Below are 15,024 nucleotides of genomic sequence, written 5' to 3'. Positions count from 1 at the left end.
ACCACTCGCCGCGACGTTTCGTCGCCTTTCACGGCGGAATAACGGCCTGGAAACGTTTGGCGGGCCCATTTGGATCGTGCAAACGACTGTTTGAACGGCCGGCTGGTATTCCCCGGCTTGCACGGTCTTGCCGCAGTGGTCGTGGATTGGTATCTTCGCCGGATGGAAAGTGCCCTCGTCGCCGAATACCAGCGCCTGCAACACGACCCGGCTACCCGGCAGCCGCTGGCGTACATGCGCCTGCGCCGGGCCATCCGCAACGTGATCGAGAAAGGCGAGGTCCAGGTGGGCCACGCCCTGCCCAGCGAACGCGACCTCGCCAGGGCCCTCACCCTGTCGCGGGTCACCGTGCGCAAGGCGATCGGCGGCCTGGTCGAGGACGGCCTGCTCACCCAGCGCCATGGCGCGGGCACCTTCGTTTCCGAGCGCATCGTGAAGCCGCTGTCGCGGATGACCAGTTTCACGGAAGACCTGCGCGCCCGTGGCCTCAATCCCCGCTCCGAGTTTTTCGAGCGTGGCATCGGCGAAGTCACGCCGGAGGAAGCCATGGCCATGAACCTGTCGCCGGGCACGCTCGTGGTCCGCCTGCATCGATTGCGCTACGCGGGCGACGAACCGCTGGCGATCGAGCGGAGCGCGGTGCCGCTGGACCTCCTGCCCGACCCGAACCTCGTGGAGGACTCGCTCTACGAAGCGCTCGACAAGCTCGGCAACCGCCCGCTGCGCGCGCTGCAACGCCTGCGCGCCGTGGTACTCGGACCCGCGCAGACCCGCCTGCTCCGCCTCGGTGCCGGCAGTGCCGGCCTCAACATCGAACGGCGCAGCTTCCTCGAGGATGGCCGCATCGTCGAATTCACCTGTTCCTGGTACCGCGGCGATATCTACGATTTCGTCGCGGAACTGCAAAGCGACTGAAGAGCCCAACCACGCCATGACGATCCAGCCGCAAGACACCCTGATGTTCCGCGAAGCGCACGAGACCGCCGAGGTCGTCGAGCGGCAACTGGCCCACAACGAAGAAGTGATCGGCGCGCTCGCCGAACGCCTGCGCGCGAACCCGCCGCGCATGGTGATCACCTGCGCGCGCGGCAGCTCCGACCACGCGGCGATGTACGCCAAGTACGTGTTCGAGACCCAGCTCGGCGTCGTCACCGCATCGGCCTCGCCGTCGGTCACGTCCATCTATCACGCCACGCAGCACCTCGACGGCGCGCTCTATGTCGCCGTATCCCAATCGGGAAAGAGCCCGGACCTGGTCCGCAACGCCGAGGCGGCGAAGAAAGCCGGTGCCTATGTGGTGGCGCTGGTGAACGTGGTCGATTCACCGCTCGCCGCCGTCGCCGACGTGGTCGTGCCCCTGCATGCGGGGCCCGAGAAAAGCGTCGCCGCGACGAAGAGCTACCTCGGCGCCTTGTTCGCCATCCTTCACATCGCCGCGCGCTGGAGCGGCAACGCCGCCATCGGCGATGCGCTCACCGCGTTGCCCACGCAGCTGCGCGAGGGCTGGGACGCGGACTGGTCGGCGCTCACCGATGGCCTCGTCGACGCGCACAATCTTTTCGTGGTCGGTCGTGGCTTCGGCTTTGCCGGGGCCCTCGAAGCGGCGCTGAAGTTCAAGGAAACCTGTGGACTGCATGCCGAGGCGTTCAGTTCGGCCGAGGTCAAGCACGGGCCGATGGCGCTCGTGGGTCCGGACTTCCCGGTGCTGTTCTTCGCGCAGAACGACGACACGCTGCCTGGCGTGCTCGACGTCGCCGCTGAATTCCGCAAACGCGACGCCAAGGTCTGGATCGCCGCGCCCGGCGCGACGGGCGAGGGCGTGCTGCCACTGGTGGCGTCCGCGCCGATCAGCGCGCCGCTGCTTGCCGTGCAGAGCTTCTACCGCGCCACCGCGGCGCTTTCCCTGAAGCGCGGTTTCAATCCCGATGTCCCGCCGCACCTGAACAAGGTGACGGAGACGGTCTGACGTCGAAACCGGCCTTCGGGCCGGGCACCGCCTTCCATAAAAAGTTTCAGATAGAGGAACACCCGCATGACCATCGCCCTCGTCAACGGCCGCGTACTCACCGATAACGGATTCCAGGGCGGTTTCGCCGTGCTGGTCGACGGCGGCACCATCACGGGATTGGCGTTGCCATCGGACCCGCGCGTGCGCGCCGCGGAACGCCACGACCTCGGCGGCCGCACGCTGCTGCCCGGCTTCATCGATTGCCAGGTCAACGGCGGTGGCGGCGCGCTGTTCAACGACGCACCCACGGTGGAGACCATCCGCACGATCGGCGAAGCGCACGCGAAGTTCGGCACCACCGGTTTCCTGCCGACGCTCATCAGCGACGACGCCGAGGTGATGGCGAAGGCCATCGATGCCGTGAACGCGGCCGTGGAGCAGGGCGTGCCCGGCGTGCTCGGCATCCACCTCGAAGGCCCGTTCATCGCGCCCGAGCGCAAGGGCGTGCATGACGCCGCCAAGTTCCGCATCGCCGGTGCCGACGACATCGCGATGGTCGCGCGCCGCCATGGCGGCGTCACCTTGCTCACCCTCGCACCGGAACGCGCGTCGGACGAGGTGCTCGAACAACTCGTGTCCCACGGCGTGATCGTCGCCGCCGGCCACACCGCCGCCGACTACGAGACCACGCGCGGCGCCCTCGCAAAGGGCGTACGCGGCTTCACCCACCTGTTCAATGCGATGACGCCATTCACCAGCCGCGAGCCCGGCGTGGTCGGCGCCGCGCTGGAAGACCCGGCCAGCTGGTGCGGCCTGATCGTCGACGGCCATCACGTGCATCCGGCCTCGCTACGCGTAGCCATCGCCGCGAAGGCGCGCGAGAAGATGATGCTGGTGACCGATGCGATGCCGCCGGTCGGCTCCGACAATCCCAGCTTCGTGCTGAAGGGCGAAACCATCACCGTGCGCGACGGCGTCTGCCAGACGGCGGACGGCACGCTCGCCGGTTCCGCGCTGGACATGGCGACGGCGGTACGCAACACGGTCGGCATGGTCGGCGTCGCCTACGACGAGGCCGCGCGCATGGCCTCGACCTATCCCGCCGCCTTCCTCGGCCTCGGCGCCAGCCATGGCCACATCGCCGCCGGCTACCGAGCCGACTTCGTCGTGATGGACGAGAGCCACCACGTCGCGGAGACGTGGATCGGCGGCACGAAGGTCTTCGGCTGATACCTGTAACCGGGGCAAGCACCCATCGCCGCTGAAGCGGCTCCCACAAGGGCGAAGCTCGTCGCTATCAAGGATGAGGAGACCTGGTGGAAGGAGACCTGGTGGAAGGAGACCTAGTGGAAGGGGACCTGGTGGAAGGAGACCTGGTGGGAGCCGACTTGTCGGCGATCCCGCGGCAGCGGGCAAGCTAGCCACAAGCACCCTTCGCCGCTGAAGCGGCTCCCACAACAACAGTTCCTGCGACAAAAAAGGCCGGCGCTCCGCGCCGGCCAGTTCCAGGGAGATCTCGTCGCGCGCCCGGATACGTTGCCCGGGCGCGCTGCTGTTCCCGCTACTTAGAGCGAGAAGTCGTAACGCACACCGACGCGCACATAGCGCGGGTTCTGGAACGCGATCGGACGCTCGTAGTTGATGCTCTTCACCGGCATGCCGGTATCCTCGTTGATCGCACCCGTCTCGCCCACGTCCACCTGTGCGACCTTGCGCTGGCTGCCCATGACGTTGAACACCGTCGCGGTAAAGGCCAGGGGCTGCTTCTCGCCGGCCCACATCGGCCGGTACTCGGCATTCAGGTCGAGATTCCAGGTATACGGCAGGCGGCCCTTCGAACCGCGCGGTGACGGCTTGAGGTCGCACTCGAAGTACGACGCGCCGTAATCGATCGCGTCGACCGGATCGACACCGATGCAGTTCTTCGGACGACCCGTGGCGACCGCGAGATTGCCACCGAGCAGCCATTCCGGCGACATCTGCCAGTACCCATAAGCCTTCAGCTGGTGGGTACGGTCGTTAGGCAGCGGACCGTTCGTGTACTGCATGATTTCCGGCGCGTCCCAGTCCTGCGTCACCGACGGATCGAGCTGGCCGATATCCGACTTCAGCTGGCCTTCCGAATTGCCGTAGCTGCGCGAGAACGTGTAGTCGATACGCCCGTACCAGTCGTCGGCGAAGTGGTGCTCGAGGTACAGGTCCAAAGCGTAGTAACTGCGCTTGAGGTCCGGGAACTTGACTCCCGCAGGCGAAGTGAAGTCGTCCTTGGTGAGCTTGAACGGCACGTATTGACCGCCACCGACGTCCACGAGGAAGGTGTTCGACTTGCCCGGGTTGAACAGGTAGCAGCCCGGCAACGAGGCGTTGGAGATGTCGATGCCGTTGCGCTCCGCGTACGCTTCGAACGGCCGCGAATCGCAGAAGTCGTCGATCGAGCTCTTCAGCTTGCGGTACGTCGCCTTGGCGCCGAAGCTCCAGTTCTCGTTGATCGCCTTGTCGAAGCCGAGGATGTACTCGTCCTGGTAATAGGCATCGATACCCTGGGCCGCGACGGTCTTCGGATCGAGCGGCGTGCCATCCTCGCCGTTGAGGTAACGGCGGCTACCCAGCAGGGCGGTACCGGTCGGTTCGCCATTCGGGCCCACACCGCCGTACGAGTAATACTCGCTGTAATACGTGGAAGCGGAAGCGCCACGAATGGCGACGTTCGACGGGATGGCGAGATGGTAGCGACCGGCGTTCGCGTAGACCTTGAACGTGGAATCGCCGAACACGTCCCAGGTAGCACCGATGCGCGGCGCGAGCTGGTGGCGCTGCTTCACATACGTCGCGCCATCGCCGTTGATGTTCTTGAACTGCTCGTTACGCAGGCCGAGGTAGACCATCCAGCGATCGGTGACCTGCCAGTGGTCTTCGATGTACTGCGCTTCCTGCTCGGTCTTGACGCTCGCGCCGGTCTGGAACAAGCGCTTCTCGACGAAGTAATCCGCACCCGGCGGCGGAACGATGTCGGGACGGTTCGGTACGGTACCGGCGTCCTGGTAAACCCAGCGGTAGCCACCTTCGTAGACGTTACCCGAGTAGGACTCGAGCGTCTGGTTGTCCACGCCCACACGCAGGTCGTGATCGCCCGCGCGATATTCGATGTCCAGGCGATAGCCGTGCGTCTTGTCCTTCGCGCCTTCGCCGAGGACGGTACCGTTGACGAGGCCGCAACCGACGATCGGCGTGGAGACCGAGCGATTGTCGGTGATCCAGGGGCAATTCGGATTCGAGGAATACGACAGGTTGCGCTCGTGACGCGTCTGGGTATGTCCGTACAAGGCATTGACCGTCAGGTCATCGGTGATATAGCCCGTGTACTTGCCGATGTAGACGTCGCCACCCGGTGCCGAACCCGGACCGGCATCGAAGTTCTTGAGGTTGTCGGTGCCGATATAGGCGCCACGGCTGCGCGTCGCGTAGTTGTACTTGTAGACGCTACGCTCGGTGTTCGTCTTGTCACCGAGGCCAGTGACTTCGAGCAGATGGTTGTCGGTGATGTTCCAGTCGATTTTGGCCATCCACTTGGTGGCCTTCTGCTCCTGGTTCGTCCGCTGCGGCGCGGTGGCGACGCTCGTGATCTGGCTGTTGGAGCGAGTGAAGTCACCCGCCGCGAACAGGAACAGCTTGTCCTTGATCAGCGGGCCGCTGATGTAGCCGGTGTACTGCGTATCGGTGCTCTTGTTGCCCGAACGGTTCTGATAAAGCGTGCCGTTCTTGCGATAGATGTTGCGGGGGTTCTGGCGCAGTGCCGAAGGCTGGAAATACATGCCCACGCCACCCTTCCACTCGTTACCGCCACGCTTGGTCACGATGTTGATCACGCCGCCGGTCGAGCGGCCGTATTCCGCGCCGTAGCCACCGGTGAAGATCTGCTGCTGGTCGATCGCGTCATACGGGAGGCTGGTGAAGCCCAGGCCGGTGAGGGCGTTGGTCACCGCATAACCATTGATGTAGTACTGGTTCTCCGAAGCCGACGAACCACCGAACGAGGCCACGTTGCCATAGCGGCTGTCGCCGGAGATGACGCCCGGCGCGAGCAGCGCGGCGGCGGTGACGTCACGAGCGAGCGGCAGCTTCTGCAGCTGTTCCGAGGTGAGCACCGTGCGCGAGTCCACCTGCGACACGTCGATCGCGGGAAGCACGTTGCCGGTGACCTGCACGCCTTCGAGGTTCTGTGCCTCGGCGGTGGTGGTGGAGGCACCTGCGAAGGACACGTCGACGCCGCCGCCCAGGTTCACCTGGACATTGTCGCGGGTCTCGACGGTCTGGCCGCCGCGCTCCACGGTGACCTTGTAGCGGCCGACCGGCAGCGAGCTGGCGCGGTAGCGGCCATCGGCGTCGACGCCGACGTCACGGGTCAGGCCGGTATCCAGGTTCTGCAGGTGGATGACGGCGCCTTCCGGCTGCGCGACGCGGCCGAAGACGACACCGGAAGCATTGGACTGGGCGAGCACGGCGCCGCTGGCGAAGCAGAGGGCGAGCGCGGTGCAAAGGGTCGATCGGCGCAGCACGCCGGTACGCTTGGTGGAACGTTGCATGTCTTGTCTCCCCGATAAACAGCAAGTAAGCCGGCCACAAGAGGTGGCCGAACTCGTTTCGATGCCGTCTCATGGGCTTTGGTACCCATCCCCCCGGATGCGGCCCTGGCTGCCCATGCTCCCCGTGCGCAAGTTATTGCGCCCGACGGCTATCGGTTGCGGTTGTAATCGAATTATTTTGCGCCCGTCAAGTGCGCGTTAAGAATTCCGTTAAGTATCCGTGACAGCCGGGGGCCCGACGGGTACCATCGACCGGTTCGGGTGTCCCGACCGGCCAAGGCCGGGGAGGATGAAACGGGAAGCCGGTGCGCCACGTCGTGGCAAGGCCGGCACTGCCCCCGCAACGGTAAGCGTCCATCCGGGTAGGTCGTCAGACCTTTCTCATGGAACCGGCCTCACGCCACTGCGCAAGCGGGAAGGCACCGGTTCCGCCACCCTGCGGTGGCTGGCGCGAGTCCGGAGACCGGCCCGATGAGCGTCCCGCCCCATGTGGCGGGCGTCCCTGTTTCGGTCGATTCGCGGAGGGCGGATCCGGGCAGCCACCGGGTTTCCGCCCGTTCGCCGTTCGTCGCACGTCCTCCTCGAGCGTCCTTCGCACATTGCCGCCCGGCGGCTGAGGAAGACGGTTCCATGAAGAAGACCCTGCTCGCGGCGGCTCTGTTGTCGTCCATCGCCGCGGCCCACGCCGCCGACGAAGCCGCGCCCGACCGGCTCGATCCGGTCGTGGTGACCGCCAATCGCGCCGCCACGCCACTGGACGAGGTACTCGCGCCGGTCACCCTGATCACCCGCGAGGACATCGAGCGCCTGCAGCCGGTGAGCGTGCAGGACCTGCTCACCGGTTTGCCGGGCGTGACGATCGCCAATGCCGGCGGCATCGGCCAGCAGACGTCGTTGTTCATGCGCGGCACCAACTCGTCGCACACCCTGGTGCTGCTGGACGGCGTCCGCGTGGGCACCGTGGGCGCCGGCCTGCCCGCCTACGAGCAGCTTCCCGTGGAGCAGATCGATCACATCGAGATCGTCCGCGGCCCTCGCTCCGCCCTGTACGGGTCCGATGCCATCGGCGGCGTGATCCAGATCTTCACCCGCCACGGGCAAGCCGGCGAAGCGCCCACGCCGACGCTCTCGGTGACCGGTGGCAGCCATGGCTACTCGGCGGGCCAGGTGGGCGTGTCCGGCGGAAGCCAGCACGGCTGGTACAACGCCAGCCTGGGCGGGCAGTACACGGCCGGCATCAACGCCTGCCGCATCGGCGCCGCGGCCGCCTTCGCCGGCTGCTTCACCGACGAACCCGACCACGATGCCTCCCGCACGTACAACGGTGCGCTGTCCGGCGGCTATCGCTGGGACGACGGCACCGAGTTGACCGGCAGCTGGCTGCGCAGCAAGGGCGACATCGAGTACGACGGCGACTTCCAGAACCTGACCCGGCGCTCGCAGCAGGTGGCCGGCACGAAGCTGGCGTTCGACGTGCTGGCGAACTGGCGCATGTCGCTCAGTCTGGGCCAGAACCAGGACCGTGCCGACAATTACCTCAATGGAGCCGACAAGACCCTCGACTTCGTCCATTACGGCGTGGACAAGGCTCGCGTCGGTTACCTCTATTCGAAGCGCAACCAGGCGTCCTGGCAGAACGACTTCACCCTCGCGACGGGCCAGACGCTGAGTGCGGGCGTCGACTTCCAACAGGAAAAGCTGAAAAGCGATACGGACTACCTCAAGGACTCGCGGAACAACACCGGCGTGTTCGCGCTCTACCAGGGCCTGTTCGGTCCGCACGAGATCCAGTTGTCGGCGCGGCACGACCACAACACCCAGTTCGGCAACCACACGACCGGCTCGGCGGCCTACGGCTTCCGCTTCGACAACGGCATGAAGATCACCGCCTCGTACGGCACGGCCTTCCATGCGCCCACGTTCAACGACGAGTTCTACCCTTACGGCGCACCGGTGAACCTGAACCCGGAAACCTCGCGCACGGCCGAGATCGGCCTCTCGGCGCGGCCGGGCGTGTGGAACTGGGCGGTGAATGCCTACCAGACCACGGTCGACGACCTGATCGGCTTCGATGCGAACTTCCTGCCGGTGAACGTGAGCAAGGCGCGCATTCGCGGGTTGGAAGGACAGGTCGGCGCCGACGTCGACGGCTGGCACGTGCGGGCCTATGCCACCCTCCAGCAGCCGAAGAACCGCGATTCGGGCGTGCAAGACGGCAACTTGCTGGCGCGCCGTCCCGAGCGCACCGCGCGGGTCGACCTCGACAAGGACCTCGGCCGCTTCACCCTCGGCGGTTCGGTCTACGCGGCCGGCTACAGCTACGACGACGCGGCCAACACTCGCCGCCTCGGCGGCTACGCCACGGCCGACCTCCGCGCGACCTGGCACCTGGACACGGACTGGAGCGTGCAGGGCCGGGTCGCCAACGTCGCGGACAAGCGCTACGAGACGGCGGCGTTCTACAACCAGTTGGGACGTACGTATTACCTGACGTTCCGCTACGCGCCCGGGCGCTGACGCGCCGCCGTATGAACGGGGGACCCCTGCCTTCCGGCAGGGCCCCCACTAAAGGCACACGCGACGAAACAAGCGGAACGTCATAAAGTTCGCGGGCGCGGGGAGCCTTCCCGCGATCACAGGAAGTGTCGTGAACTTTTTTGCACCATTCATTCGCCGGCCGATCGGTACCTCGTTGCTCGCGGCGGGCCTGACCCTCGCCGGCGCGATCGCATACATGCTGCTGGGCGTCGCCGCGTTGCCTTCGATCGAGGTACCGGCGGTCTTTATCCAGGCGCAGATGCCCGGCGCCAACGCGCAGACCATGGCGTCGACGGTCATCGCGCCGCTGGAGCGCCACCTGGGCCAGATCCCGGGCGTCGACCAGATGTACTCCAACAGCACGGAGAACTCCGGCTTCGTCCGCGTCCGCTTCAACATGGATCGCTCGACCGACGCCGCCGCCCGCGACGTACAGGCCGCGATCAACGCGGCGGCCGCCGACCTTCCGGCCGGCATGCCCTCGCCACCGCAGTACTTCAAGTTCGACACCGGCCAGATCCCGGTGCTGCTGGTCGCGATGACATCGAAGACCATGCCCCCGGACAAGCTCTACGACGTGGTCGACACGCTGATCCGCCCGGCGGTGGCGCAGATCGACGGCGTTTCGCGTGTACAGGTGTTCGGCGGGACGCCCCATGCGGTGCGCATCGAACTGGACACGAACGCCCTGGCGGCGAAGCGGCTGACCGCGAACGACGTCTCGAACGCCTTGCAGGCCGCCAACGTGAACTCGCCGCAGGGCGTGCTCTCCGATGGCGAAACGCAGATGACGGTGATCGCGAACGACGGCCTGCGCGATCCGAAGGACTTCGCCAACATCCTGATCGCCATGCGCGACGGGGTGCCGGTACGGCTCTCGGACATCGCCAATGTCCACAGCGGTCAGCAAGACCAGTTCCAGGCCGCGTGGTTCCAGGGCGAGCGCTCGGTCACCATGCAGATCAGCAAGCGCCCGGAGGCGAACTCCATCGCCACCGCGGAAGCCATCCGTGCGGCGTTGCCACGGTTCCAGGCGCTGCTGCCTGCGGATGCGAAGGTCACCCCGATCTTCGACCTGACCCAGACCACGCAGTCGGCGCTGCACGAGGTCAAGGTCGCGCTGATGATCAGTATCGTCATGGTCATCCTGGTGATGCTGGTGTTCCTGCGCCGCCTGGGGCCGACGATGATCGCCACGCTCAGCGTGCCGCTGTCGCTGGCGGGTGCGTTCGTCGTGATGTGGACGTTGGGCTATACCCTGAACACGATGTCGCTGATGGCGCTGGTGCTGTGCATCGGCTTCGTCGTCGACGACGCCATCGTGGTCATCGAGAACATCGTCCGGCACATGGAGAACGGTGCGAAACCCATGGCCGCGGCGCTGGAAGGCGTGCGCGAGATCGGTTTCACGGTGATCTCCATCACGCTGTCGCTGGTGGCGGTGTTCGCGCCGTTGCTGTTCGGCAACAACATGATCACCAAGCTGCTTCGCGAGTTCTCGGTGACGCTCGCCGCGGCCGTGTTGATCTCGGCGGTGGTGTCGCTGACGCTCACCCCGGCCTTGTGCGCGCATTACCTCAAGCACGACGCGCCGGACCGCAAGCCGGGCCGCTGGGAACTGGCCCTGGAACGTTTCGACCGGGGCTTCCTTGGCGTCTACCAGCGCGCGCTCGACTGGGCGATGCGCCATCGCCGCCTGATGCGCTGGCAGCCCCTGATCCTGCTCGGCGCGACCGTCGTGCTCGCCATCGCCGTGGTGAAGACGGCCGGTGGCAATTTCATGCCCGACGAGGACACCGGCATGCTGCAGGCGCAGATCAGCGCCGACGCCAACATATCGCCCGATGAGATGACGCGCCGCCTGAAGCGCGTCAGCGAGTTGATGCAGAAAGACGACACGGTGGCGGATGTCACCACGATCCTCGGCGGCGACAACGGTGGCGCCGTGGGCAACCAGGGCCTGATGTTCGTCGACCTCAAGCCCAAGGGCAACGCCCCGGGCCAGCGCAAGGAATCGATCAAGGAGATCATGGACAGGCTGGGCAAGGAGTACGAGAAGTTCTCCGATGTCCAGGTCTTCATGAATCCGGTGCAGTTCCTCGGCGGTGGCGGTGGCAACAGCAACCGCGGCCAGTATTCGTTCCAGCTGATCAGCACCAGCGGTGAGGACCTGCAACCCTGGGCACTGAAGCTCGTGCGCCAGATGCGCGGCATGAAGGAGTTCCGCGACGTCGGCAGCGACTTCGACATCGTCGGCAAGCAGCAGATGGTGAAGGTCGACCGCGACGCGGCCTCGCGCCTCCAGGTGGGCATGGGCATGATCGACTCGGCGTTGTTCAACGCCTTCGGCCAGCGCCAGGTCTCGATCATCTATTCCGACATCAACCAATACTGGGTGGTGTTGACGGCCGCGGCCGCGCAGACACTGAGCCCCGACGCCTTGCTCAACACCTACGTGAAGAACAGCGTGGGCACGATGATCCCTCTCTCCGCCGTGGCCAAGATCGCGCCAGTCGCGGTGCCGAGCGCGGTGACCCACCAGAACCAGCTCGAATCGGCGGATATCACCTACAACCTCGCGCCGAAAATCACGGCGGACAAGGGCAACACCCTGGTCGAGCAGGCCGTGCATGCGATCAACCTGCCGGAAGGCGTGCGCATGGATTTCACCGGCGCGAACCAGCGCCTGCGTGACGCGCAGTCGAACGGCATGGTGCTGCTGATCGGCGCCATTCTCGCCGTCTACATCGTGCTCGGCATCCTGTACGAGAGCCTGGGCCATCCGTTGACCATCATCTCGACCTTGCCGGCCGCGGGCGCCGGCGCGTTCCTCGCCATGCTGGTCACCCAGACCCAGCTCACCCTGATGGCGATCATCTCGGTCTTGCTGCTGATCGGCATCGTGAAGAAGAACGCGATCCTCATGGTGGACTTCGCCCTGGTCGCGCAGCGCGAGCACGGCATGTCGCCGGTGGAAGCCATCCGCCAGGCGGCGCTCGTGCGCTTCCGCCCGATCACGATGACCACCCTGGTGGCGATGGGCGCGGCCCTGCCGCTGGCGATCGGCTTCGGCGTGGGTTCGGAAATGCGCCGGCCGCTGGGCATCGCCATCGTCGGCGGCCTGCTCGTCTCGCAGTTGCTCACCTTGCTCAGCACGCCCGCGATCTACCTGTGGAACCACGATCGCAAGGAGCGCAAGTACCGCCGCAAGCTGAAGCGCCGGTACAAGCGCTGGCTGAAGATCCGCAAGGCTAGAGGCTAGATGACTGGTGGAAGCCGCCCCTGTGGGAGCCGCCCCTGTGGGAGCCGACTTCGTCGGCGATCCCGCGGCAGCGGGCCAGATTGAGGCAAGCACCCATCGCCGCTGAAGCGGCTCCCACAACTGGGAAACTCGTCGCTATCGACGTCGAGTAGTCCGGGTGGACGCAGACCCTGTGGGAGCCGACCTTGTCGGCGATCCCGCGGCAGCGGGCCAGATTGAGGCAAGCACCCCATCGCCGACAGGGTCGGCTCCCGCCCTAGCCCTCGCCGATAGCGCGCGACGCCAGCATATGCACGTAGTCGCGCACGTCTCCCGGCCAGTCCTGGATAAGCGCCTGGAACCGCCCGGCCTCGTGACGATGAAAAGCCCGGGAGGCTTCTTCATATCCGGGCAGGTCGCCCGCGAGCGCCGACATCACCCTGTCCACCGCTTCGCGCGCCTGTCGTACGCGATCGGCCGGCGCACCGTCGCGGCTGGCCGCTTCGACGAGGCGGCGCAAGGCGACGGATGCCCCACCGGGTTGGCTGGCCAGCCATTCCCAATGCCGCGGAAGCAAGGTGACCTCGCGAGCCACGACGCCGAGCTTCGGCCGGCCCGGGCCACGCTTCGTCGCGAGGTCGGAGCCAGGCAAACGCGCGAGCACGTCGTGGACGGTGCCACGGTAGTCGATATCCACGGGCCGGCCGGTGCTGTCGTCGTAGATGATCGGCGTGGCGCCGGGATCGCTGTCGAGCAGCATCTTGCAGCGCTCGGCCACGACGGCGAGCGAGCCAGCCGCGAGATGGCGATGTTCGAGGAAAGCGGTGTAAGTGGACATGGCGCTGCCGTCGGTCTCAAGTTGCCCTGCATATTACCCGGGCTAAATATAAGGTCAATACCTCCGGGTAAAAACCTCTACAGCCCCCGCCGCCTGGGCCGGCAGTTCATCGGCGATCCAGTCCACGAAGGTCCGTAGCCGGGCGTTGTGCCTGCGCTCCGGCGGATAGACGAGATACACCGGCAAGGGAGCGGGCTGATATTCCGGTAGCAGGCTAACCAGGCGTCCGCGAGCGACGTGTTCGTTCGTCGTGAACGCCAGGGTCTGCGCCAGCCCCAGGCCGGCCATCACCGCCGCCGTGTGAGCGTTGCTCTCGTTGACCTCGACGGCCGCCTTCACCTCGATCAGGGTCTCGCGCGCGTCGTCGCGAAACCGCAGCGGCTGGGTGCGGCCGCTGCGCGCGGAGAAATAGCCGATCACGTCATGACCCTCACGCAGGATGTCCGCCGGAACGGCCGGCGTTCCACGGCGCGCGAGGTAACCGGGCGTGGCACACAACATCCAGGGCAATTCGGCGATTTGCCGGGTCACCAGGTTCGGATCGTCGGCGGTACTGCGAATGGCGCAATCGATGCCCTCGCCGATCAGGTCCACGGTCCGGTCGGTCACCCCCAGTTGCACGCGGATACCGGGATAGCGCGCGCGGAATTCCGGGAGCCTGGGCAGGATGAGTGCCGCCGCCACCGAACCGCCGGTATCCACCCGCAGGCTGCCCACGGGGTTGCCGCGGCCACCGGCGAGCGTGGTTTCGAAGTCGTCCAGTTCGGCGAGCCATTGGCGGGTGCGTTCGTAGTAGGCATCGCCTTCGGCGGTCACCGTCACCCGGCGCGTGGTGCGTTCAAGCAGACGGACGCCCAGCTCCGCCTCAAGCCCCTGGATCAACTTGGTCACCGTGGACTTGGGCATGCGCAATGCGTCGGCCGCGCGCCCAAAGCCCCCGGTCTCGACGAGGCGGCCGAACACCCGCATGGCGAGCAAACGGTCCATGGTTGTTTCCCTATATGAATAATGAAATCGTGATTCGATTATTTATCCATGCAGGACGAATAACTAGATTGGGTTCATCGGCCACGCGGTGGCCCCCCGGAGAACTCGCATGCATACCCTCGACACCAGCAACGTCCATACCTCGCGCCACGCCGGCAAGATCGTGCTCGTCACCGGCGGCAGTTCCGGCATCGGCCTGGCCACGGCGGAGCGTTTCGTACGCGAAGGCGCCACGGTCTACATCACCGGCCGCCGACAGGCCGAGCTAGACGCTGCCTCCGCGAAGCTCGGCGTCACCGCGATCCAGGGCGATATCGCCCGGGCCGCCGACCTCGACCGCATCTTCGACACCATCCGCCGTCAGAGCGGACGCCTGGACATCCTGTTTGCCAATGCCGGCGGTGGCGAGTTCGTGGCCCTCGGGCAAGTGACCGAAGCCCAGTTCGACAAATACTTCGGCATCAACGTGAAGGGCACGCTCTTCACCGTGCAGAAGGGGCTCGAACTGATGGGACCGGGATCGGCGATCGTCCTGAACGGGTCCATGGTGTCGATCAAGGGACCGGCGGCGTTCGGCGTCTATGCGGCCACGAAGGCCGCGCTGCGGTCGTTCGCACGGACCTGGGCCAGTGACCTCAAGGGCCGCGACATCCGCGTCAACGTGGTGGCCCCGGGCACCATCGTGACACCCGGGTACAAGACGGAACTGGGCATGAGCGACGAGCAGATCGCCGAATACACGGCCTACGTGGAAGGCATCACGCCGCTGGGCCGGACCGGAACCCCCGACGAGGTGGCGAAGGCGGTGTCCTTCCTCGCTTCCGACGAGGCGAGCTACATCACCGGCGTGGAACTGTTCGTCGACGGTGGGCAGGCGCAGGTCTGAGGA

At 66.1% G+C, this 15,024-nt stretch carries 9 protein-coding genes and 1 riboswitch; of the genes, 6 read left to right on the top strand and 3 right to left on the bottom strand.

The genetic code is table 11. The features are described from left to right. The first annotated feature begins 162 nt into the window (after nt 1-162). The 3 genes from ACR9Y6_RS15630 to nagA all read left to right on the top strand — a co-directional run bounded on the left by ACR9Y6_RS15630 (nt 163) and on the right by nagA (nt 3,178). Nucleotides 163-915, top strand: a complete 753-nt coding sequence (locus tag ACR9Y6_RS15630; RefSeq protein WP_426286075.1) for a GntR family transcriptional regulator — start codon at nt 163-165, stop codon at nt 913-915. A 16-nt stretch (nt 916-931) separates the two neighbouring features. Next, nucleotides 932-1,966, top strand: a complete 1,035-nt coding sequence (locus ACR9Y6_RS15625) for an SIS domain-containing protein (RefSeq protein WP_481282116.1) — start codon at nt 932-934, stop codon at nt 1,964-1,966. A 66-nt stretch (nt 1,967-2,032) separates the two neighbouring features. Further along, nucleotides 2,033-3,178 carry an N-acetylglucosamine-6-phosphate deacetylase gene (gene nagA / locus ACR9Y6_RS15620; protein WP_481282115.1) on the top strand — a complete coding sequence of 382 codons (1,146 nt, stop codon included), beginning with the start codon at nt 2,033-2,035 and terminating at the stop codon, nt 3,176-3,178. A 335-nt stretch (nt 3,179-3,513) separates the two neighbouring features. On the opposite strand, the gene ACR9Y6_RS15615 is transcribed toward nagA, so the two are convergent. Next, a complete protein-coding gene (locus ACR9Y6_RS15615; protein ID WP_481282114.1) occupies nt 3,514-6,531 on the bottom strand; it encodes a TonB-dependent receptor in 3,018 nt (1,005 codons plus the stop codon). Between the two features lie 242 nt (nt 6,532-6,773). Continuing rightward, nucleotides 6,774-7,017: riboswitch (cobalamin riboswitch) on the top strand. Nucleotides 7,018-7,161: 144 nt separating this feature from the next. Between ACR9Y6_RS15615 and ACR9Y6_RS15610 the strand changes: the two genes are divergently transcribed. Then, nucleotides 7,162-9,048, top strand: coding sequence for a TonB-dependent receptor domain-containing protein (locus tag ACR9Y6_RS15610; RefSeq protein WP_481282113.1), 1,887 nt, complete (start codon nt 7,162-7,164; stop codon nt 9,046-9,048). A 130-nt stretch (nt 9,049-9,178) separates the two neighbouring features. Then, a complete protein-coding gene (locus tag ACR9Y6_RS15605) occupies nt 9,179-12,331 on the top strand; it encodes an efflux RND transporter permease subunit (RefSeq protein ID WP_481282112.1) in 3,153 nt (1,050 codons plus the stop codon). Nucleotides 12,332-12,587: 256 nt separating this feature from the next. Here ACR9Y6_RS15605 and ACR9Y6_RS15600 read toward each other — a convergent pair whose 3' ends face one another. Beyond that, nucleotides 12,588-13,148, bottom strand: a complete 561-nt coding sequence (locus ACR9Y6_RS15600; protein ID WP_481282111.1) for a DUF2239 family protein — start codon at nt 13,146-13,148, stop codon at nt 12,588-12,590. 54 nt (nt 13,149-13,202) lie between these two features. After that, nucleotides 13,203-14,135, bottom strand: a complete 933-nt coding sequence (locus ACR9Y6_RS15595; RefSeq protein ID WP_481282110.1) for a LysR family transcriptional regulator — start codon at nt 14,133-14,135, stop codon at nt 13,203-13,205. A gap of 109 nt (nt 14,136-14,244) precedes the next feature. Here ACR9Y6_RS15595 and ACR9Y6_RS15590 point away from each other — a divergent pair, with 109 nt between their 5' ends. After that, entirely contained in the window at nt 14,245-15,021 is a 777-nt protein-coding gene (locus ACR9Y6_RS15590) for an SDR family oxidoreductase (protein WP_481282109.1), read from the top strand. Nucleotides 15,022-15,024 lie beyond the last annotated feature (3 nt).

It is taken from the genome of Luteibacter sp. TLI7-4A, from assembly GCF_056754745.1.
Note: the sequence above shows the minus strand (reverse complement) of the source record. Positions and strands in the feature narration are given on the sequence as shown.